General features: G+C 73.1%; 21 protein-coding genes. 8 read left to right on the top strand and 13 right to left on the bottom strand.

What is annotated here, in order from left to right:
• Window positions 1-3 precede the first annotated feature (3 nt).
• Window positions 4-978, bottom strand: coding sequence for an iron-siderophore ABC transporter substrate-binding protein (locus ABZ877_RS16970; protein WP_361071043.1), 975 nt, complete (start codon window positions 976-978; stop codon window positions 4-6).
• Window positions 975-1,847: an ABC transporter ATP-binding protein gene (locus ABZ877_RS16965; RefSeq protein WP_361071040.1), complete on the bottom strand. Its 873-nt coding sequence runs from the start codon at window positions 1,845-1,847 to the stop codon at window positions 975-977. Before ABZ877_RS16965 ends, ABZ877_RS16970 begins: the two co-directional genes overlap by 4 nt.
• A 326-nt stretch (window positions 1,848-2,173) precedes the next feature.
• On the opposite strand from ABZ877_RS16965, the gene ABZ877_RS16960 reads away from it, so the two are divergent.
• The 5 genes from ABZ877_RS16960 to ABZ877_RS16940 all read left to right on the top strand — a co-directional run bounded on the left by ABZ877_RS16960 (window position 2,174) and on the right by ABZ877_RS16940 (window position 8,137).
• The gene (locus tag ABZ877_RS16960; protein ID WP_361071037.1) at window positions 2,174-3,820 is read left to right on the top strand and encodes an ABC-F family ATP-binding cassette domain-containing protein; all 1,647 of its coding nucleotides are present in this window, start codon (window positions 2,174-2,176) and stop codon (window positions 3,818-3,820) included.
• Window positions 3,813-5,453, top strand: a complete 1,641-nt coding sequence (locus ABZ877_RS16955) for an ABC-F family ATP-binding cassette domain-containing protein (protein WP_361071034.1) — start codon at window positions 3,813-3,815, stop codon at window positions 5,451-5,453. The genes ABZ877_RS16960 and ABZ877_RS16955 overlap by 8 nt, the downstream gene beginning before the upstream one ends.
• 313 nt (window positions 5,454-5,766) lie before the next feature.
• The gene (locus ABZ877_RS16950; RefSeq protein WP_361071032.1) at window positions 5,767-6,000 is read left to right on the top strand and encodes a hypothetical protein; all 234 of its coding nucleotides are present in this window, start codon (window positions 5,767-5,769) and stop codon (window positions 5,998-6,000) included.
• Window positions 6,001-6,074: 74 nt separating this feature from the next.
• Window positions 6,075-6,662: a carbonic anhydrase gene (locus ABZ877_RS16945; RefSeq protein WP_361071029.1), complete on the top strand. Its 588-nt coding sequence runs from the start codon at window positions 6,075-6,077 to the stop codon at window positions 6,660-6,662.
• Window positions 6,659-8,137, top strand: coding sequence for a SulP family inorganic anion transporter (locus ABZ877_RS16940; protein WP_361071026.1), 1,479 nt, complete (start codon window positions 6,659-6,661; stop codon window positions 8,135-8,137). Before ABZ877_RS16945 ends, ABZ877_RS16940 begins: the two co-directional genes overlap by 4 nt.
• 7 nt (window positions 8,138-8,144) lie before the next feature.
• Here the strand turns inward: ABZ877_RS16940 and ABZ877_RS16935 are convergent, their stop codons facing one another.
• The 5 genes from ABZ877_RS16935 to ABZ877_RS16915 all read right to left on the bottom strand — a co-directional run bounded on the left by ABZ877_RS16935 (window position 8,145) and on the right by ABZ877_RS16915 (window position 12,997).
• Complete coding sequence (locus ABZ877_RS16935) at window positions 8,145-8,555, bottom strand: Rid family hydrolase (protein ID WP_361071023.1); 411 nt, start codon at window positions 8,553-8,555, stop codon at window positions 8,145-8,147.
• A gap of 74 nt (window positions 8,556-8,629) precedes the next feature.
• A complete protein-coding gene (locus ABZ877_RS16930; RefSeq protein WP_361071020.1) occupies window positions 8,630-9,955 on the bottom strand; it encodes a lipase family protein in 1,326 nt (441 codons plus the stop codon).
• 216 nt (window positions 9,956-10,171) lie between these two features.
• Complete coding sequence (locus ABZ877_RS16925) at window positions 10,172-10,975, bottom strand: NPP1 family protein (protein ID WP_361071018.1); 804 nt, start codon at window positions 10,973-10,975, stop codon at window positions 10,172-10,174.
• A 41-nt stretch (window positions 10,976-11,016) separates the two neighbouring features.
• A complete protein-coding gene (locus ABZ877_RS16920; protein WP_361071015.1) occupies window positions 11,017-12,183 on the bottom strand; it encodes a S1 family peptidase in 1,167 nt (388 codons plus the stop codon).
• 331 nt (window positions 12,184-12,514) lie between these two features.
• On the bottom strand, window positions 12,515-12,997 hold the full coding sequence (locus ABZ877_RS16915; protein ID WP_361071013.1) for an HIT family protein: 483 nt from the start codon (window positions 12,995-12,997) through the stop codon (window positions 12,515-12,517).
• A gap of 40 nt (window positions 12,998-13,037) precedes the next feature.
• Between ABZ877_RS16915 and ABZ877_RS16910 the strand changes: the two genes are divergently transcribed.
• A complete protein-coding gene (locus tag ABZ877_RS16910; RefSeq protein WP_361071010.1) occupies window positions 13,038-13,559 on the top strand; it encodes a hypothetical protein in 522 nt (173 codons plus the stop codon).
• 21 nt (window positions 13,560-13,580) lie between these two features.
• Here ABZ877_RS16910 and ABZ877_RS16905 read toward each other — a convergent pair whose 3' ends face one another.
• From ABZ877_RS16905 to ABZ877_RS16885, 5 genes are all read right to left on the bottom strand, one after another.
• Entirely contained in the window at window positions 13,581-14,405 is an 825-nt protein-coding gene (locus ABZ877_RS16905; RefSeq protein WP_361071007.1) for a Cof-type HAD-IIB family hydrolase, read from the bottom strand.
• A 128-nt stretch (window positions 14,406-14,533) separates the two neighbouring features.
• On the bottom strand, window positions 14,534-16,063 hold the full coding sequence (locus ABZ877_RS16900; protein WP_361071004.1) for an MFS transporter: 1,530 nt from the start codon (window positions 16,061-16,063) through the stop codon (window positions 14,534-14,536).
• Window positions 16,064-16,176: 113 nt separating this feature from the next.
• Window positions 16,177-16,659: a GNAT family N-acetyltransferase gene (locus ABZ877_RS16895; protein ID WP_361071002.1), complete on the bottom strand. Its 483-nt coding sequence runs from the start codon at window positions 16,657-16,659 to the stop codon at window positions 16,177-16,179.
• 53 nt (window positions 16,660-16,712) lie between these two features.
• Complete coding sequence (locus ABZ877_RS16890; RefSeq protein ID WP_361070999.1) at window positions 16,713-16,922, bottom strand: hypothetical protein; 210 nt, start codon at window positions 16,920-16,922, stop codon at window positions 16,713-16,715.
• A gap of 198 nt (window positions 16,923-17,120) precedes the next feature.
• On the bottom strand, window positions 17,121-17,510 hold the full coding sequence (locus ABZ877_RS16885) for a tautomerase family protein (protein ID WP_361070996.1): 390 nt from the start codon (window positions 17,508-17,510) through the stop codon (window positions 17,121-17,123).
• Window positions 17,511-17,681: 171 nt separating this feature from the next.
• Between ABZ877_RS16885 and ABZ877_RS16880 the strand changes: the two genes are divergently transcribed.
• Complete coding sequence (locus ABZ877_RS16880; RefSeq protein ID WP_361070993.1) at window positions 17,682-17,843, top strand: hypothetical protein; 162 nt, start codon at window positions 17,682-17,684, stop codon at window positions 17,841-17,843.
• A 145-nt stretch (window positions 17,844-17,988) separates the two neighbouring features.
• Window positions 17,989-18,864 carry an SGNH/GDSL hydrolase family protein gene (locus tag ABZ877_RS16875; protein ID WP_361070991.1) on the top strand — a complete coding sequence of 292 codons (876 nt, stop codon included), beginning with the start codon at window positions 17,989-17,991 and terminating at the stop codon, window positions 18,862-18,864.
• A gap of 4 nt (window positions 18,865-18,868) precedes the next feature.
• Here ABZ877_RS16875 and ABZ877_RS16870 read toward each other — a convergent pair whose 3' ends face one another.
• Entirely contained in the window at window positions 18,869-20,116 is a 1,248-nt protein-coding gene (locus ABZ877_RS16870) for a hydrolase (protein ID WP_361070988.1), read from the bottom strand.
• Window positions 20,117-20,189: the final 73 nt, after the last annotated feature.

Raw genomic sequence — 20,189 nt, 5'->3', positions numbered from 1 at the left:
GGCCTACTTCGTGAGAGTGCTGACGACCGCGTCGATGTACAGCTCCATCGACTTCGGCCCACCGAACATCCAGATGCCGTCGTCGAGACGGTGCACGTGGCCGGACTTGACGAAGGGCAGCGACTTCCAGACGGAGTTGTCCGCGAGGTCCTTGGTGAAGACGTCGGTCTCGGACTTGTTGCCGATGTAGAGGAACCGTGTGTCCTCGCCGAGCCCGGTGAGCCCTTCCACGTCGGTGGTGGCGAGGCCGTAGTCCTTGTCGCCCTTGGGCTTCCAGGCGTTCTTCAGGCCGAGCGCCTCGTTGACGGCCCCGAGCTGGGAGCCGCTGGTGTAGGCGCGCACGGAGACCTGGTTGGAGGCGGAGTAGCCGTCGGCCATGGCGACCCGCGTTCCGGCGAGGCCCGCGTCCTTCAGCGCCTTCCTGCCCTCGGCGACCTTGGCCTCGAACTCGGTTCTGGCGGCCTTGGCCGCGGTCTCCTTGCCGGTCGCCTTGGCGATGACGTCGAGCGTGTCGTTCATCTGCCCGATCTGGTCGGCGCCGTTCGCGGACGTGACCTGGAGGACGGGGGCGATCTTCTTCATCTGCTTGACCGCGGACGCCGACAGGTCGGTGGTGGCGACGATCAGGTCGGGGGCGAGCCCGGCGATGGTGTCCATGCTGGGTTCGCCGCGGGTGCCGATGTCCTTGGGCGAGCCGACCAGCGGGGCGGCCTTGTCCCACGTCGTGTAGCCCTTGACGTCGGCGACGCCCACGGGGTCGACGCCGAGGGTGACCAGGGACTCGACGACGTTCCACTCGGTGCCGACGACCTTGGTCGCCGCGTGGTCGAGCGTCACCTTCGCGCCGTCGGCGCCGGTGACGGTGATCTTCTCGGACTTGGCTCCGGCCGAGTCCTTGGCGGGCTCCGACGAACCGCAGCCGGACAGGGCGAGGGCTGCCGCGGTGGCGGCGGCCGCGGTGATGAGGAGTCGTCTCATGGCGTGCTGTGGAGCCTTTCGCTTCTGCTGTGGTGCCGGCCGATCGCGCGGGTGCGCAGCCGGCCGGTGAGAGGGTCGGTGTCGACGTCGATGCGGATGCCGTACGTCGCGGAGAGCCGTTCCGCCTCGAGCACTTGCTCGGGCGGGCCGTCGGCGACGATGCGGCCCGCGCTGAGCAGGGCGATGCGGTCGGCGACGGCGGCGGCCTGGTCGAGGTCGTGCAGGACGACGCCGACGGCGATGCCGTCGTCGTCCGCGAGGTCACGCATCAGGTCGAGGAGTTCGACCTGGTAGCGCAGGTCGAGGTAGGTGGTGGGTTCGTCGAGCAGGAGCACGCCGGTCTGCTGGGCGAGGCAGCCCGCGAGCCACACCCGCTGCAACTGGCCGCCGGACAACTGGTCGACGGCGCGCTCGGCCAACTCCGCGACCCCGGTCATGGCGAGCACGCGCTCGACGACGGCGGCGCCGTCGGGGTCGGTGCGGCCGAAGCGCCCCCGGTACGGGTAGCGGCCGAACTCGACCACGTCGCGGACGGTCAGCCCGGCGGGCGTCGGCCTGCTCTGCGTCAACAGGGCGACCCTGCGCGCGAACTGACGGGTCGTGAGGCCGAACCCGTCGGTCGCGTCGGCCGTTCCGGGGTCGAGGGTCAGCGTGCCCGTGCGGGCGCCCTGGAGCCGGGCGATGGTGCGCAGCAAGGTCGACTTGCCGCTGCCGTTGGGGCCGACCAGGGCGGTCACTTCGCCGGGCCGCAGGACGAGGGCCGCGTCGTGCACGACGTCGACGCCGTCGTACGACACGGTCACCTGCGCGGCGGACAGCTCGTGACCGCGCGGACGTGGGGCGCTGCCTGCGCGTTCACCAGATCTCACGCTTCGAAGGTTAGCCTAACCTTATCTGGCGCGAAACCACCCCTCACCTGTGCACACGCGGCCCGCGCCTCCGCCTGCGTGACGGCAGGGGCGGGTGGTAATGTTCTCGGACCTTTCGCGTGAACCGAGGAGCCGAACATGGTGGGTGACGACGACATCTCCGGATGAGATCCGGAGCTGACAGGCCATCGGCCGGTGCCACGCATGGCGCGCACCTCGCGCATGCCGTGGAGCATCGCACGCCGTCATGGCCTCGCAGTCGTCCCCTTTTCCCTGTTCCGGGTGGCCCGTTCCCTGCCACCCGTCTCGCGCCGTGAGGTCTTCGCATGTCCGACACATCCGTCATCTGCTCGAACCTGTCCTTCTCCTGGCCGGACGACACCCCCGTGCTCGACTCCCTGTCGTTCACCGTGCCCGCGGGCCGCACCGGCCTCGTGGCGCCGAACGGCTCCGGCAAGAGCACCCTGCTGCGGCTCATCGCCGGGGAGCTGAAGCCCACCAAGGGCTCGGTCACCGTCCACGGCGCCCTCGGGTACCTCCCGCAGACGCTCCCGCTCAGCGGCGGCCTGACCGTGGCGGAGGTCCTCGGCGTCGACGCCGTGATCCGCGCCCTGGACGCGGTGGAGTCCGGCGACGTCGCCGAGGAGCACTTCACCGTCATCGGCGACGACTGGGACATCGAGGAGCGCACCCGCGCCCAGCTCGACGCCCTCGGCCTCGGCGGCATCGCCCTCGACCGCCGCCTCCGCACCCTCAGCGGCGGCCAGGCCGTCTCGCTCGGCCTCGCCGCGCAGCTGCTCGGGCGCCCGGACGTGCTGCTCCTGGACGAGCCGACCAACAACCTCGACCTCGACGCCCGCCACCACCTCTACGACGTCCTGGAGCAGTGGTCCGGCACGCTCCTCCTGGTCAGCCACGACCGCGCGCTGCTCGACCGCATGGACCGCATCGCCGAGCTCCACGCCGGTGAACTCCGCCTGTTCGGCGGCAACTTCACCGCCTACGAGGACGCCGTACGGGCCGAGCAGGAGGTCGCCGAGAAGAATGTCCGCAACGCCGAGCAGGAGGTCAAGCGCGAGAAGCGCGAGCTCCAGCAGGCCCGCGAACGCGCCGACCGGCGCGCCTCCAACGCCGCCCGCAACCTCAAGAACGCCGGGCTCCCCCGGATCTTCGCCGGAAACATGAAGCGCGGGGCGCAGGAGGCGGCGGGCCGGGCCGGGCAGACCCACGCCCACCGCGTCGGCGAGGCGCAGGCGCGGCTCGACGCGGCCGAGCGCGCCCTGCGCGACGAGCCCACCCTCGCCCTCGATCTGCCGGACACGCGCGTGCCCGCCGGGCGCACCGTCTTCCACGGCGAGGGGCTGCGCCTCAGGCGCGGCGAGCGGGACCTGTTCGCGGGCGACGGCGTCGACCTGACCGTGCGCGGCCCCGAACGCATCGCGCTCACCGGCCCCAACGGCACGGGCAAGACGTCCCTGCTGCGGCTGGTCCTCGGGGACCTGGAGCCGGACGAGGGCACCGTCCGGCGCGCCGACGGGCGGATCGCCCACCTCTCCCAACGCCTCGACCTGCTCGACCCCGGGCGCACGGTCGCCGAGAACTTCGCCGGCTTCGCGCCGCACCGCCCCGAGGCCGAGCGCATGAACCTCCTGGCCCGCTTCCTCTTCCGCGGGCCGCGCGCCCACCTGCCCGTCGGCGTCCTGTCCGGCGGCGAACTCCTGCGTGCCACCCTCGCCTGCGTCCTGTGCGCCGAACCGGCGCCCCAACTCCTGCTCCTTGACGAGCCGACGAACAACCTGGACCTCGCGGGCGTCGCCCGGCTGGAGAGCGCGCTCACCGCGTACAAGGGCGCGTTCATCGTCGTCAGCCACGACGAGCGGTTCCTCGCGAACATCGGCGTCGACCGCGCGCTGCGCCTCGCCGACGGCCGCCTGACCGAGACCGCCGTGCGGGAGGCGGGCGGCGATGCCTGAACCGGCCCTCCTCGCCCACGACCTCGTCCGCACCTTGGGCGCCCGGCGCGTCCTGGACGGTGTCTCCCTCATCGCGTCGCCCGGCCACCGCATCGGGCTCATCGGCGAGAACGGTGTCGGCAAGTCGACGCTGCTGCGCCTGCTCGCCGGGGCCGACACCCCCGACGCGGGCACCGTCGAACGCCCCCGCGACCTCGGCTTCCTGCACCAGGAGATGGCGTACGACGCCGGGGCGACCCTCGCAGACGTCCTGGACGACGCGCTGCGCGAGGCCCGCGACGACCTCGCCGAGCTCGAACGCCTCGGCGACCTCCTGGCCCGCACGCCCGAGGACGACGCCTCCCACGCGGAGTTGCTCGACTCCTACGGGCGGCGGCTCGAGAGCGCCCAGGCGCGCGAGGTCTGGGACGCCGAGCGGCGCGCCGCGATGGTCCTAGCCGGGCTCGGCCTCGACGCGCTCGCGCCCACCCGGACCCTCGGCTCGCTCTCGGGCGGGCAGCGCGGCCGTCTCGCCCTGGCCGCGCTGCTCGTGCGCCGCCCGTCCGCGCTGCTCCTGGACGAGCCGACGAACCACCTCGACGACGACGCGGCCCGGTTCCTGGAGGAGCAACTGCGGGCGCTGCCCGGCGCGGTGGTGCTCGCCAGCCACGACCGCGCCTTCCTCGACGCCGTCTGCACCGACCTGATCGACCTCGACCCCTCGGTCGACGGGCCCGTGCGCCACGGCGGCAACTACAGCGCCTATCTCGCGCGGAAGCGGGCCGAGCGCGAGCGCTGGGAGCGGCGGTACGCCGAGGAACAGGAGGAGCTGGAGCGGTTGCGGACCTCGGCCGGGGTCACCGCGCACCGCCTGGCCCCCGACCGGGGCATGCGCGACAACGAGAAGATGGGGTACGGCGTCCGGGCGAACCGCGTGCAGAGCCAGATCGCCCGCCGCGTCCGCAACGCCACCCGCCGCCTGGACGACCTGGAGCGCCACCAGGTCGCGGAGCCGCCGCGCCCGCTGCGGTTCCGGCCGGTCACGCTCGGCGCCGCGCCGTCCGGCACGTCCGCACCGGACGAGGCCCTCGTGACGCTGCGCCACGCGCGCGTGCCGGGCAGGCTGTGCCTGGAGCGGCTCGACGTCTCCCCCACCGACCGGCTGCTGGTCACCGGGGTCAACGGCAGCGGCAAGTCGACGCTGCTCGCCGTGCTGGCGGGCCGATTGCCCGTCGCCGAGGGCGAGGTGCGCCGCCGGGTCGGGGCCACGGTCGGACTGCTCGCGCAGGACTCCGACTTCAGCCGGCCGGAGCGGACGGCGCGCGAGACCTACGCGCGCGTGCTCGGCTTCGAGCGGGCCGACGCGGTGCCGCTGCGCTCACTCGGTCTGCTCCACGAGGCCGATCTGGACAAGCCGGTGGGGCAGCTGTCGGTCGGGCAGCGACGGCGGCTCGCGCTCGCCCTGCTCGTGGCCGCCCCGCCCCACCTCCTTCTCCTGGACGAGCCGACGAACCATCTGTCGCCGCGCCTGTGCGACGAGTTGGAGGACGCCATGGGTGCGGGGCCCGGTGCGATCGTGGTCGCCAGCCACGACCGGTGGCTGCGCGGCCGCTGGCAGGGCAGGGAGCTGCGGCTCGGCGACCGCGCACGCTGATCGTGTGCTGGTTTTCCGCCAACGGACCGCACTTTTCACGCTTCCTCGGAGCCGAAACACGGTGTTAACCCGGCGATCACCTTTGCACAGCTAATCTGCTTCTTGACCTTTGGTTGACCAACCATTGGTTTCGTCTTGAAGTTTGGACTCCGCGGGAAGGAGGCGTGCGTTGCGAGGTGGGAGGGCTTGTCCGTGGGTGACACTGGCCGTCGCGGCCGTGCTGACCCTGGCATCCTTCGCTTTCGCACGCGCGTTCGCTCCCGCACATGAGCCGCGACCGTGGGCGGCGCCCGTGGTCGCCGAGCGAGGTCCGGTGGCCGCACCAGGCGGCCTCTCCCACCCCCACGACCTGGCCGAGGTGTTGCGCACCCGGGACCGGCACCGCGCGGCCTCCGGCGGCGCCCACTCCCCCGGCCCCGCACCGCTGTCGGCGGACCGGCGGCGTCCGGACGCCGCCCCCGTCCCGCACATCGCGGACGCGCGCGCCCGGCCGAGCAGAGCCGTGCCGGACCTCACCCCCGCCGCGTTGCAGGTCTTCCTCTGCTGACAGGTGGCTGCCACCCCCCACCGTCCTGTCGGTCCGACGCGCCCCCACGGCGCGCCAGGAGGAAACATCACGTCATGCAGCCCCTCATCGACAACGCCCGTACGTTCGGACAACGCCCTGAGGAGTTCGCCGGGCTCGCCGAAGGGCAGTCCCCCCAGGCCCTGTTCATCACCTGCTCCGACTCGCGGGTCGTGCCCGCGCTGATCACCGGCGCCCGCCCCGGTGAACTCTTCGAGCTGCGCACCGCGGGCAACATCGTGCCCGAGCCCACCGGCGGCCCCTGCGGCGAGGCCGCGACCATCGAGTACGCCGTCGAGGTGCTCGGTGTGCGGGACATCGTGGTGTGCGGGCACTCGCACTGCGGCGCGGTCGGCGCGCTGGTGCGCCGGGAAGACCTCACGGCCGTGCCCGCCGTGCGCGACTGGCTCGCGCACGCCGCGGCCGGTCCCGTCGGCGACAACCCCGCCGAGCACACCGACCCGACGGTCGCGGCGGCCGTGCAGCGCCACGTCGTGGAGCAGTTGGAGCGGCTGCGCACCTACCCGTGTGTGCAGCGGCGGCTCGCGGACGGCCGTGTGCGCCTGCACGGCTGGTACTACGAGGTGCACACGGGCCGCGTCCGTGCGCACCGCTCCGCGACCGACGCCTTCGAGGCGCTGTGAGCGCCCCGGTGCGCGCGGACGCGCGCAAGTACCCCCACCTGCGGGCCGACTTCACCGCGTCCCTCGTCGTCTTCCTCGTCGCGCTGCCGCTGTGCGTGGGCGTCGCCGTCGCCTCGGGCGTCCCGGCCGAGATCGGACTGGTCACCGGCATCGTCGGCGGCATCGTCACCGGTCTGATGCGCGGCAGCAGCCTCCAGGTGTCGGGCCCGGCCGCCGGGCTCACCGTGCTCGTGTACGAGGCCGTGGACGAGTTCGGCCTGCCGGTGCTCGGTGTCATCGTCCTCGCGACCGGGTTGCTCCAGATCGGGATGGGCGCCCTGAAGGTCGGCCGCTGGTTCCGGGCCATCTCGGTCTCGGTGGTCGAGGGGATGCTGGCCGGGATCGGGCTCGTCCTGATCGCGGGTCAGCTCTACACCGTCCTGGACGCGAAGGCGCCCGAGTCGGGGCTCGGCAAGATAGCGGGGCTGCCCGGGGCGCTTATCGAGGTGGCGGGCAGCACGGCGGGGCTCGCCTCCCTGGCGCTCGGCGCGGGGACGGTCGCCGTCCTGGTGCTGTGGAAGCACCTGCCCGCGCGCGTGCGGGTGGTCCCGGGCCCGCTGGCGGCGGTCGGCCTCGCGACGGCGGCGTCGGTGGTCTTCTCCGCGCCCGTGGCGACCGTCGAGGTCAACGGGCTGCTCGGGTCGATCCAGCCGCCGTCCATGGACGCCTTCGGCGAACTCGCCGGGCTCGGCCTGATCGGCACGATCGTGGCGTTCACGCTCATCGCGTCCGCCGAGTCCCTGTTCAGCGCGGCGGCCGTGGACCGGATGCACGACGGGCCCCGGACCGCGTACGACAAGGAGCTGATCGCGCAGGGCGCGGGCAACGCGGTGTGCGGGGTGCTCGGCGCCCTGCCGATGACCGCCGTGATCGTGCGCAGCTCGGCCAACGTCCAGGCGGGGGCCCGCACCAAGGCGTCCCGCGTGCTGCACGGCGTCTGGCTGCTGCTGTTCGCGGCGCTGCTGCCGGGCGTCCTCGCCTACATCCCGCTCCCGGCGCTCGCGGGCGTCCTCGTGCACGCCGGGGCCAAGCTGATCCCGGCGCGGTCGCTGGTCGGGCTGTGGCGCGAGCACCGGGGTGAGGCGTTCATCCTGGTCGTCACGGCGGTGTCGATCGTCGCGGTCAGCATGTTCGAGGGTGTGCTCGTCGGTATCGCCCTGTCCGTCGTCAAGACGGCGTGGGACGCCTCGCACGTGAAGCTGGAGGTCTTCGACAAGGGGGCGGGACCCGTGCAGGCGTATCTGACGGGCAACGCCACGTTCCTGCGGCTGCCGAAGATCCTCGACGACCTGGAGGCGCTGCCGCAGAACCGGCCCGTCGAGCTGCACCTGACCGGGCTCCACCACCTCGACCACGCGTGCAGGACGGCGCTGGAGAACTGGGCGGAGCGGCACAGCTCGGCCGAGACGGAACCGGTCAAGGTGACCACCGCCTGACCGGCCGTCAGTCGTCGAGCACGGCGGCGACCGCCTCGACCTCCACGAGCTGGTCGTGGTAGCCGAGCACCGTGACCCCCATCAGGGTGCTCGGCACGTCGTGCTCGCCGAAGGCGTCGCGGACCACCTGCCACGCCGTCACCAGATCCGCCTGCCGCGCCGAGGCGACGAGCACGCGGGTGCTGATGACGTCCTGGAGGTCCGCGCCCGCCGCGGCGAGCGCGGTGCGCAGGTTCTCGACGCACTTGGCCGCCTGGCCCGCGTAGTCGCCGACGGCGGCGGTCGTGCCGTCCTTCTCCAGCGGGCAGGAACCGGCGAGGAAGATCAGTCGCGCATCGGCCGGCGCGGTCGCCGCGTACGCGTACTCGGCGACGTCGGACAGCGCGTCCGAGCGGACGAGGGTGACGGCACGGACCATGGGTTCCAGCATCCCTTCTGGCCTTTTTACAAGGGCGGCGCGACCGGCCGAAGCCGGTGGCGCCGCCCATCAGATCACGGCTGCCAACGCATGGTCGCGCAGTTATTTCCCGCCGCCTTGCCTTCGAGGCGGTCGGTCAGCCAGTCGATGGCGCTGCCCTGGTCGGTGAGGAGCGGCGCGAAGTGGTTGAGCAGCGCGCGCCCCACGTTCGGCAGGATCACCGGCTTGTACGTGACCTGGGCGCCGCGCCCGCACCAGTCGACGGCCATCCGGCGGGCCTGGCCGTGCGGGACGAGGTTGTCGCTGACACCGGTCGCCACCCGGACGGGACCGGCCGGCTTCATCGTGCCGATCCGCTGCTCGGCGAGGAACGCCTGGAGCTTCGGCTCGGACTCGATGATCTCGGCGAGGGACTTGCCGTCGCTCGTCCACTCCTCGCTGCGGGCCGAGTTGTAGCGGAAGATGGTGTCGCCCACGCACATCGTCGACAAGTCCTTCAGCGCGGCCCGCCCCCTGTCGTTCAGGTGCGCCTCGGCGATCGGCCGCAGCTCCGGGTCGGACTGCAGGAACCCGTTGAGCGACCAGCCGAGGGCGCCCGCGAGATCGGTGCCGTCGATGCCCTTGGTGGTCTCCAGCAGATCGGCGGGCGGCGCCCCCGCGTACGTACCGGCGAGGGTGACGTCCGGCGCGTACGACGGCTGGAGTTCGGCGGCGGCGGCCGTGGCGCCGCCGCCCTGGCTGTAGCCGAACAGGCCGACGCGCGAGTCGGCGGTGACGGTGGAGCCCTGGAGCGCGCGGGCGGCGCGGACCGCGTCGAGCACGGCGTGGCCGCCGTCGAGCCGGTTGACGTAGGTGTGCAGGCGGTCGGTGGCGCCCAGGCCGACGTAGTCGGTGACGACGACCGCGACGCCCGTGGCGAGGAGCCGGTAGATCGACAGATCCTCGTACCCGACCGACACCGTCTCGCCGTTGAGGGTCAGCGGGTGCTCCAGGCCGAGCGAGGCCGCGCACTGGTCGCCCTGGCCCATGGTGCCGGGCGCCACGGCGACGAGCGGCCGGGGCCCGTCGCCGCGCCACTTCGCGGTCGGCTCGATGTAGGCGCCGGTGACGGCGGCGGGGCCGCCGGTCGAGTCGGTCGTGCGGTACATGATGCGGGTCGCCCTGCCGGGCAGCGGGCCGTGCAGCGTGGGCAGGCTGAGGGCCAGCTTGAGCGGCTCGCTGCGGATCAAGGCGCCGTTGGCGGCGGGCAGTTCGGCGGGCGGGTCGTAGAACTCGGGGATCGTGACGCCGCGCGAGACCACGTTCTGCGCGCCGGTCGCCGCGGCGGCGGGCAGGGCCTGCGCGCCGACACAGGCGGCTACGGTGACGGCGGCGGCCAGCAGGCGGGCGGGAGCGGGCATGGCAAACCTCCTGAGTGCAGGCGGAGTCGGGGCTCCGTACCTGGCGGGGTTCGGCCGGGACGGGCAGGCCGAGGACGCGTGCGGCCCGGTCGTCCCACCGTCCCCACGCATCGCGGGGACGGTACCGAGGACAGCGTTACCGCCGGTAGCACCCGGAGGGTTACGTTTCAGTAACTTACTCTCGCGTACACGCGCAGGGGGCGCCGCGCGGGCCCGCTACGCGTTGACGTCGAACGGCACCCCCGGCGGCAGCGCGGCGGCGAGATGACTGGCGAAACTGCTGTCCCGCAGACCGAAGTTGGCGCTCCCGAAGTCGTACGCGCTGAGCTTGTCGCGCAGCCCGGCCGGATATCCGTTCCAGCCGACCAGCGTCGGGAACTGCCACGTCCCCTTGTGGTTCTCGGGTGGCTCGTCGTTCGCGGTCGCGGCGCGGAAGCAGTGGGTGCCGATGCCGTCCTTGTGGTAGACGATCTTGGGGTGGGTGCCGTCCCAGCGGATCTGGTCGCGCGGGTAGATGTGGAACCCGCCGTGGGCGGAGGCGGCGACGTACTCAGCCTGGCCGTCGTGCACCCAGACGACCACGTGCTCCCAGTCGTTGCGGTGCCCGCCGATGCCGCTGCCCGGGAGCGCCTGGTCCTTCTCGAAGTAGAGGCCGTACATCACCGCGCACCAGCCGTTGTCGCACTTCGCGCGGGAGTAGCCGTTGGTGTTGTCGAGGTCGGAGGCGTCGCGGCACTGGCCGTTGAGCGCGCCGCCCGGCTTGAGGCCGCCGTTGACGGTTCCGTCGGGGCCGATGGCGGGCGTGGGGTAGCAGCCGTCGGTGTCGTAGTCGAAGGCGGGCTGGTACGTCTGCTCGGTCGCGTCGGCGTTGCCGGGCAGGGCCGGCGGCGGGGCGGCGAGGGCGCTGCCCGCGAAGCCGATGACGAGGGCGAGGGCGCCGCCGGTGGCGAGGGCGGCGCGGCGGAGGGTTCTGGTCGGGTGCACGGCGTCTCCTGCGCGCGTCGGCGCGGGGCACGGCATGACGCTCGGCGCATGCCGTGCCCCGCGGTCGTTCCGGATGGTCAGGCCGTGTGCAGGGTCAGGCCGTAGCGGCCCAGGATCTCGTTGACGGGCTGGAACCAGGTCTCACCGCCGCTGCCGCAGTTGCCCCAGCCGCCGGAGGTGACGCCCTGGGCCTGGTCGCCGCTGATGAACGAGCCGCCCGAGTCGCCGCCCTCGGCGCACACGCTCGTCTTGGTCATCTGGTGGACGGCGCCCTGGCTGTAGTTGACGGTCTCGTTCTTGGCGAGGACCGTGCCGCAGTGCCAGTGCGTGGTGGACCCGGAGCGGCAGATGGAGGCGCCGACCGGGGCCTCGTTCGAGCCGCGCACGAGCTGGTCGGAGACGGTACCCCAGCCGAGGACGACCGGGACGGTCCACCAGCCGCTGCCGACGTTGACCCAGGCGTAGTCGTTGTCCGGGAACGACGAGCCCTGGAAGTTGCCGATGTAGGAGCGGTCCCAGCCGCTGACGCCCTGCCCGGCACCGCCGCAGTGGCCGGCCGTGACGAAGCCGCCGTGGACGGAGAAGCCGATGGAACAGCGGACGTTGCCGGTGTAGTACGGGTCGCCGCCGACCGTGCCCGCCGCGAACGTGGCCGGGGCGTGCGGGGTCGTGCGCACGGTCACGGGGCCCGCCTTGCCCGCGCGGGCGAGGAACGCCTTGACATCGTTGTCGGACTGCTTGTCGTCGAGTACTTCGACGACGACGCGGTTGGACTGCCAGTCGACGCGCCAACTGCTCACGCCCCGCGGGGCGTCCAGGGCGTCGATGCGCTTCTTGGCGGCGTCGAGCTGGGCGGCGCTGTGGCCGACGAGCTTGACGGTGGCGCCGGTGGCCCGTACCGCCGCGGCCTTGTCCCGGTCGGTGACGGCGACGGTCAGCTCCTGGTCCGTGGGGGTCAACCAGGAACCGGCGTACGCGGAACCGGCGGCTTTCCGGGCCTGCTTCTCGGTGGCGGCCGCCTGCTTCTCGGCCGCGAGCCGTGCCTTGGCCTGCGACGCGGTGAGGCCGAAGTCGCGCTGCATCGCGGCGAGGAGGCCGTCGGAGGCGGGGGCGCGCTCGGCGGTGTTCAGGGTGCTCGGGGTGTCCGCGCCGGCCGCCTGGGCCGGGAGGAACCCGGCGGTGGCGCAGGCGCCGGAGACCAGCAGGGCGGTCAGGACAGCGCGGAGGGGTCTGGTGCGTCGCATGGGTCGGCCCTTCGTCGTTTCCCGTGTGGTGTGGGGTTGGCACAGGGGTGGAACGGCAATTCTGGGTGCGCTCGTGCGGCATTCCTGTGGGGAGCGTAGCGAGTGATCACGGTCAGGTCCATGCCAATGGAGGAACGTGTTCCGGGCAATGTGCGGGGTGGGGGTGAGCGGGGCCGGGCGTTGGTGAACTGCGGTTTCTGGGGTGGGGGTTGAGGGGATGGGTGCGAGGGTGCGGCCTGGCCGGGGGGTGTCTTGATCGCGCCGTAGGGCGTACGGGAGCGGGCCGGGCCCGGAGCCTCGGAATCGGAACGGGCTCCCGGCCGGGGTCGGGTCACTCGTCGCCGGGATCGAGTCGGGCTCGTAGCCTTTTCGCCAGCGCGTCCGCCTGGGCCGGGGGCACCTGTTCCGTCTCGGGGCGGGTGAGGTGGTCGAAGACGCGTGGGCCGCGCTGGGTGGAGGCCAGGTCCGGCATGCGCGGGATGATGTGGAAGTGGACGTGCGCGAAGCCCTCGGCCTCCGCGAACTGGGCGACGTACGTCTTCGCGCACCCCGTCACGTCGCGCAGCGCTCGGGAGACGCGGACCTGCCAGGAGCCGAGCGTGGCGGCCTCCGCGTCGGTCAGGTCGTGCACGGCGGTGACATGGCGCCGGGGCAGCAGCACCAGCCAGCCGGGCAGGGTCGTCCCGAAGGCGTGGGCGAGGCGCCAGTGCGGGTCGGAGGCGATGTGTTCACGCGGTGGCAGACCGTCGAGACCGGCTTCGGCGGCGCAGGCGTGGCAGGCACTGGCGTACGGGGATGGGGCGCGCGGGGTCATGCCGCCACTCTCCCCCGGGGCCCCGGCCTAGGCTGCCACCATGACGGAACCCATGTCGCCGAGTGCCGTGGTGCAGGAGCACGCGGACTTGTTGCGGGAGCGGCTCAAGGAGCGGATCTACGCCTCGCTGACGCTGCTCGCCGTGCTGGTGGGGCAGGCGCAGAGCGGGCATCCCCGGCACGGCGGCGCGGCGGTGTCGGTGGCGGTCACGGCGCTCGGGCTGTGGCTGGCCACGCTCGTCGCGGACCTTCAGGCGCACCCCGTGGCGCACGGCCGGACGCCCCGGCTGCCGGAGATCCGGCACACGATGTTCACCAGCAGCCCCCTGCTGACCAGCGCGATCGGCCCGCTCCTGGTGATCGCGCTGTCCGCCGCGGGCGTCGTGGAGCTGACGGCCGCGCTGTGGATCGCGGTGGGCAGCGAGGTCGCGGCGCTGGCCGCGTGGGGTGTCACCGGCGGGCGGCGGGTCGGGGCGAGTCGGCTCGGCGCGCTGGTCACGGGCGCGCTGAACGCCGTGATCGGGATCGTCGTGGTCGCGGTGAAGCTGGCCGCCGGGCATTGAGCGCACGGCCCGCCCCGGGCGTCACTCCAGCCCCAGGACCTCCTTGACGGTGCGCACGACCCCGTTCTCCGTGTGCGGCGGCGCCTGGTGGCGGGCGCGCCGCCGTACCTCCGGGTGGGCGTTGGCCATCGCGTAGGACCAGTCGGCGGCGTCGAGCATCTCCAGGTCGTTGAGGTAGTCGCCGAACACCATGGTCTGCGCGGCGGTGATGCCCAGGGCGCGCTGGAGACGGCGTACGGCCTCGCCCTTGTTGGCCGAGGGGCTCATGACGTCGACCCAGTGCTCGCTGGAGACGACGACCTGGTGGGACTCGGCGAGCACGCTCAGCGCGGGCGCGGTGGTCTCCTCGGCGCGGCCGAAGTCGAAGAGCGCGACCTTGATCACCTCGTCGTCGACGGCGGTGGCGTCCTCGACGATCTCGTGCCGGTGGTAGTACTTGCGCACCTCGGTCATGAACGCCTCGTCGGACCGCTCGACGTACGCGGACCGCTTGCCGCAGACGACGACGCCCGCGTCCACACCCTGCTCCGTGAGCTGCCGCACCGCCTTGACCAGCCAGGAAGCGGTCTCCTTGGCGAGCGGGTCGGAGCTGAGCTCGACGCCGCCGCGGACGACGTAGGTGCCGTTCTCCGCGATGTAGGCCATGCCACCGTCGTCCACGGCGGCGAACTGGTCGGCGAGCGTCGCGTACTGGCGGCCGCTCGCGGGGCAGAAGACGATGCCGCGCCGGTCCAGCTCGGCGAGGAGCGGCCACAGGGAGTCCGGGATGCGCCCTTCGGCGTCCAGGAGGGTGCCGTCCATGTCGGTGACGACGAGGCGGATGTCGGCCGGGTGGTGCGTGTTCACAAGCGATCCTCAGTACGGGTACCCGTCCAGTCTAGGGAGGCGTCCGGGCTGGTCGCGCCCGTGATCGGGCCGGGCGGCACACAGCGCCCCCGCACGGACGACGCCCACGCCCGTCGAGCCGCCGGCCTCTACGCCGATTCCGTCACCGGTGCCGGTCGCGCCGCCGTCGGCCGTTCCGCCCGGTTCAGGAGTGTCGCCGCGAGCAAGCCGCCCAGCAGCACCGCCGCGGCGCCGACCAGTTGGCCCGTCTCCAGGGCCGAGGCGAAGGCCCGGGTCACCGTGCGGCGTTCCTCCGTCGAGTCCGCCGCGGCCAGGGCGGCCGGGAGGGAGGCCGCCGTCACCGGGGCGAGCGCGGCGAAGCGGGAGCTGAGGACCGCGCCGAGGACGGCGACGCCGAGGCCGCTGCCGAACTCGGTGACCGTGCCCTCGATGCCCGCGCCCGCGCCCGCCTTCTCGCGCGGGATCGCGCCGAGGACGGCGACGGCCATCGCCGGGTTGGCGAACGCGCAGCCGATCCCCATGAGGACCAGACCGGCGAGCAGCCCGCCGTACCCGTCGACGATCCGCCCGGCGAGGGCGACGGCGGCGAGACCGCAGGCCAGCAATGTCATGCCGAGGGCGACGGAGCCCGGGATACCGAGCCGGGTGGTGAGGCGGGCGGAGACGCCGGTGAAGTTGAGCAGGACGACGGTCAGGGCGAAGGGCGCGGTGCGCAGCCCCGCCTCCAGTGGGCCGTAGCCGAGCACGAACTGGAGTTGCTGCGTGAGCAGGAACAGCGCGCCGCCGCTGCCGAAGGTGATGAGCAGCGCGCCGAACACGGCGCCGGTGAACGTCCGGTCGCGGAAGAAGCTCATGTCCAGCATCGGGTGCGCGACGCGGCGCTCCCAGAGGACGAAGGCGGCCAGGGCGCAGGCGCCGACGGCCGCGCCGAGGAGGACGTGGGCCGAGGTCCAGCCGTGGTCGGGGCCGCACACCACGGCGTAGACGAGCGCGGTCATGGCGACGATCGAGAGCAGGGCGCCGGGCAGGTCGGGGCGGTGGCTCTGCTCGGCCCTGCTCTCGGGGACGAGGAGGGTGACCGCGGCGAGGCCGAGGGCGACGACGGGCAGGTTGACGAGGAAGAGGGCGCCCCACCAGAAGTGGTCGAGCAGGACGCCGCCGACGAGCGGTCCCGCGGCGAATCCGAGGGCGTTGACGGCGGCCCAGATGCCGATGGCGCGGACCCGTTCGTCGTCGTCGAAGGTCTGGACGGCGACGGCGAGGGTGGCGGTCAGGAGCAGGGCGCCGCCGACGCCCATGCCCGCGCGGGCGGCGATCAACTGGCCGGTGGTGTCGGAGAGTCCGGCCGCGAGCGAACCGGCGCCGAAGAGGGCGAGCCCGGTGAGGAGGAGGCGCTTGCGTCCGTAGCGGTCGGCGGCGGCCCCGGCGGTGAGCAGGAGTCCGGCCTGGACGAGGACGTACGCGTTGATGATCCACTGGATGCCGGAGGTGCCCGCGCCGAGGTCGTCGGTGAGGGTGGGGACGGCGACGTTCAGGATCGTGTTGTCGAGGATGACGACGAGTTGCGCGAGGCAGATCACGCCGAGGACGAGCCAGCGGCGCGGGTCCCGGGCCGCGGGGGCGTGGTGCGGGATCTCGGCGGCGGACGTCGCCGTCATGCGGGCTCCTTCGGGGGCGGGCGCGGGCCTGCGGGCGGCGCCCCGCGATCCGGGGGCCGACTGGTTAGGCAACCCTAACTCGCGGGTGCCGCGCACGTCACCGGGCCACCGGCCTACAGCGTGCGGTGCATGATGTGCAGCCCGACCCGGCCGTGGCGCGGATGGTCGTACGCGTCCGGCACCGTGCCGAGGACCGTGAATCCGAGCGAACGCCACAGGGCCACGGCCGGGTTGGTCTCGACGACGGCGTTGAAGGCCATCGCGCGATAGCCGTCGGCCTTGGCCTCGGCCAGGACATGTTCGGCGAGCGCGCGGCCGTAGCCGTGTCCGGAACGGTCGGGGTCGACCATGAACCCGGCGTTGGCGACGTCGGCGGCCGGTCCGCCGTAGTTCGCTTTGAGATACGCGCTCGCGACGACGGCCCCGTCCTCGTCGGTGGTGACGAACACCCGGCGTCCGGGGCCGGTCCACAGGGCGCGGGCCTCCGGCTCGGTGGTGTCCGGGTCCCAGGTGTACGTCTCCCCGGCGCGGACGATCCGCCGCCAGAACGGCCAGATGCCGTCCCAGTCCTCGTCCCGGGCGTCTCTGATCTTCATGCGCCCGAGTCTGGCATGGGGGCGCGACCGCTCACTCGCCACTCACTCGTCGCTCACTTGCCGAGCGAGGTGAGGGCGTTCGCGAGCTGGCCCATCATGTCCGTGATCGCCTGTCCCAGCGCGGTCGGGGCGATGAGCACGCCGAGGACGAGGAGGATCACCATCACCAGCGCCGTGTCGCCCCGCTTTCTCGGCTGGACCGGCCGGCGCAGCAGCAGAATGGCGATCACCGCCAGGATCACCGCGACATCGATGGTGACCACGTCTCGGCCCTCCCCGGTCGACCGCGCTCCCCCATTTCTGTGTAGCGGCCCCGGCTCCCGCCGTCCCGGGCTTGCCCGCACTTGGCCCGAACGGACCGGAATGCGCACTGCGCCCCGACATCCCCGCACTCGCCCACCACTCGACCGCACCGGGGTCCCACCCCTCCGCCCCCACGGCCCTCTTCCGGCCGGGACGGCTCAGCCCCCGGGCTCGTACTGCGCCAGCCCGTACCCGAACGACCAGTCGGCCGAGGCGTTCTGGATGAGGGTCACGAGGACGTTCCGCGGTTCCGTACCCGCGTACGCCTGGGCGAGTTCGGCGATGCGCCGGTACAGCGCGCGCTTCACCTCGGGCGCGCGGCCCGCCCGGAGCGTGATCTCCACGAAGACGACGCCGTCGTCGCGCGGCACCCCGAGGTACTGCCCGTACCGCAGCACACTGCGCTCGCCGTGATGGCTCGTCAGCACCTGGAAGAGATCGTCCGGCGGTGAGCCGATCGTCTCCCCCAGCGCCTCGTGCACGGCACGCCCCAGGGCGTGCAGCCGATCGCCGTCGGCGTTCATCGCGTCGATCCTGACCAATGGCATGGGTGCGCTCCTCGATCGCCCGGCAGAGGCTGTACATACTAGTAGTTACAGCTCCTCGGCCCCCGGGCGCCCACCCCCGCCCGACCACCTCCGAAAGCGGACGCGTAGGGTCCCCTTCTGACTCGAACCGCCAGGTGGCAGACCGTGCCGCCAAGATCAGGAGCTCGTACCGTGCCCGCACCGTCCACCGCCCCGGCGCCCATCTACGACCGTCTCGTCGACGAGCAGGGTGACGTGCTCGCCGATGTGCGCGAAGCGGCGCAGCAGACCGAGCGCACCGCGGAGGACGTCCTCGACTTCGACATCCCGAAGGACGCCGAGCAGGAGCGCTGAGCGGCGTGCCCGTCCCGGGCGACGACCGCGTGCACGCCTATTGACGCAAATTCGAACTCGTCGGTAGCTTCAACCATCAGCGCTGAAATCCCCTGCCCCATCCGGAACTTGGCCTTGAGCCGAGCGGGTTTCGAAGGAGCGACAGATGGCGATTCGCGCGTTCGTGAAGCACTGCGCAGCCGTGGCCGCGGCGGCGACGATGGCGGGCCTCGGCCTCACCGTCCCGGCGCAGGCGGCCCCGCAGCCCCTCCCCTACGTCGCGCTCGGGGACAGCTACAGCGCCGCGTCCGGCGTCCTCCCGCTCGACCCGTCGGCGAGCCCGCTCTGCGCCCGCTCCACCGCCAACTACCCGCACGTCATCGCCCAGCGCACCGGCGCCACCCTGAAGGACGTGACCTGCGGCGGAGCCCAGACCAAGGACTACGCCGCCGCGCAGTACCCCGGCGTCCCCCCGCAACTGAACGCCCTCGGCGCCGACACCCGCCTCGTCACCATGACGATCGGCGGCAACGACAACAGCACCTTCATCAGCACCGTCCTGGCCTGCGCCTCCGCGGGGATCGCCACGGCCGGGCAGGGACACCCGTGCGCGTCCCTGTACGGGGACAAGTTCACCGCCGACATAGAGGGCAAGACGTACCCGGCGGTGAAGGCGGCCCTCAAGGCCACCCGGGACAAGGCCCCGCAGGCGCGCGTCGCGATCCTCGGCTACCCGTGGATCATGCCGCCGACGGCGCAGGCGGGCTGTTTCCTGAAGATGCCGATCGCCTCCGGCGACGTACCGTACGTGCGGGACATACAGGCGCACCTGAACGACGCGATACGCCGCGCCGCGGCGGAGACCGGGGCGACCTACGTGGACGTGGCCGGGGCGTCGGAGGGGCACGACGCCTGCCAGGCGTCCGGCACGCGCTGGGTGGAGCCCGCGCTGTTCGGCACGAACTTCGTGCCGGTGCATCCGAACGCGCGCGGCGAGGCGGCGATGGCGGACCTCGCGATGGACGCCCTCGGGCTGTCCTAGGCGCCTATACGAAGTCCACCTCGGGGAAGCGCGCCGACGGGCCGTCGAGGAGGCCGCGGTCCCGGCCCCGTAGATGGCGGTCGAAGAAGGCGGTCACGTAGGCGCGCTGGGCCGTGACCGCGCGGCCGGCGGGGATGGTGCCGACCCAGTCGGCCGGCTTCCCGGGGTCGAGCGGGAGCCGCGCGGCGACCTGCGGCAGCAGGGTCGCCGCGTCGGTGAAGGTGGCGTGCCCGGCGCCTTCGAGGGTGAGGTCGCGGCGCCATCCGGTGCTGTGCCGCCACAGTTCGCGCCAGGAGGGCACGGTGGTCCGGTCGTTGCCGGGGCTGCCCATGAGGAGGACCGGGCGGTCCGTGCCCTCGGCCGCGACGGTGGAGAGATGGCCCTCCTCGTGGTCGTCCCCGACGTAGGCGAGGACGCCGTCGAGGTTGCCCGCGGCGGCGAGGCGACGGTCGTCGTGGAGCGCCTGGACGGAGGCGAAGCCGCCGGCGGACTGGCCGAACGCGCCGATGGGCGCCGGGCGCCATCGGCCGGCCTCGAAGGCGAGCTCCACCGTGTCCACGACGAAGCGGAGATCGGCGACGCGGACCGCCGTGGTCTTCTCCAGGAGCGCGGTCACCGCGTCCGGGCCCGCCTTCTGCGCGGCGGCGAACTCCTCCGGCAGCCTGCTGGTGAGGACGCGCCCGCCCGGCAGTTCGACGGCCGACACGTCGTAGGGGTGGTCGACGGCGAGGACGATGTAGCCCTGGGAGGCGAGTTCGTCGGTCAGGGTGGTGCCGAGGGTGCGCGGGTCGAGGACGCCGGGCGAGTACAGCACGACCGGGTGCGGCGCGTCGCGGTCCAGCGGCACGGAGCGGTGGGCGAAGGTGCGGGTGGCGGCCCAGTCGACGCGGCCGGTGGGCAGCCCCGCGAAGTTGTTGAGCCGGTCGAAGCCCGCCGCCTCCCGCGCCGTCATCTGCGCGGCGCGCGGGTGTCCGGCGACGGTGCGGGCCGGGTAGCGGACGTCGAGCATCAGCTCGCGTGCCGCTCCGCCCGTCCACGGGTCGCGCCGGGCCTTGTCCACGAGGTGGAGCCGGGTGGTGCCGACGGCGTACGGGCCCGTCGGCGCGGGCAGCCGCAGCCGTACGCGCCCGCTCGCGCGGGTCCGCGCGACGGCGGTCGCCGGGGTCGCGCCGAGCGCCAACAGGGCTGCGCCCATGGTCAGTACGGAGCGCCGGGCGGGCCGGAAGGGTGCGGTGCTTGTGTGCTCGTCCATGCGTCCAGCCTGGTCGAGCGGGGTGTGCCGCACCATCCGGCTGCCCCGCCCTGCCGTCTGGGGGGAATCCCCC

The organism is Streptomyces sp. NPDC046939, from assembly GCF_040644575.1.
Taxonomy (GTDB): Bacteria; Actinomycetota; Actinomycetes; order Streptomycetales; family Streptomycetaceae; genus Streptomyces.
The sequence above is the reverse complement of the archived record's forward strand: the minus strand, read 5'-3'. Positions and strand labels throughout refer to the sequence as shown.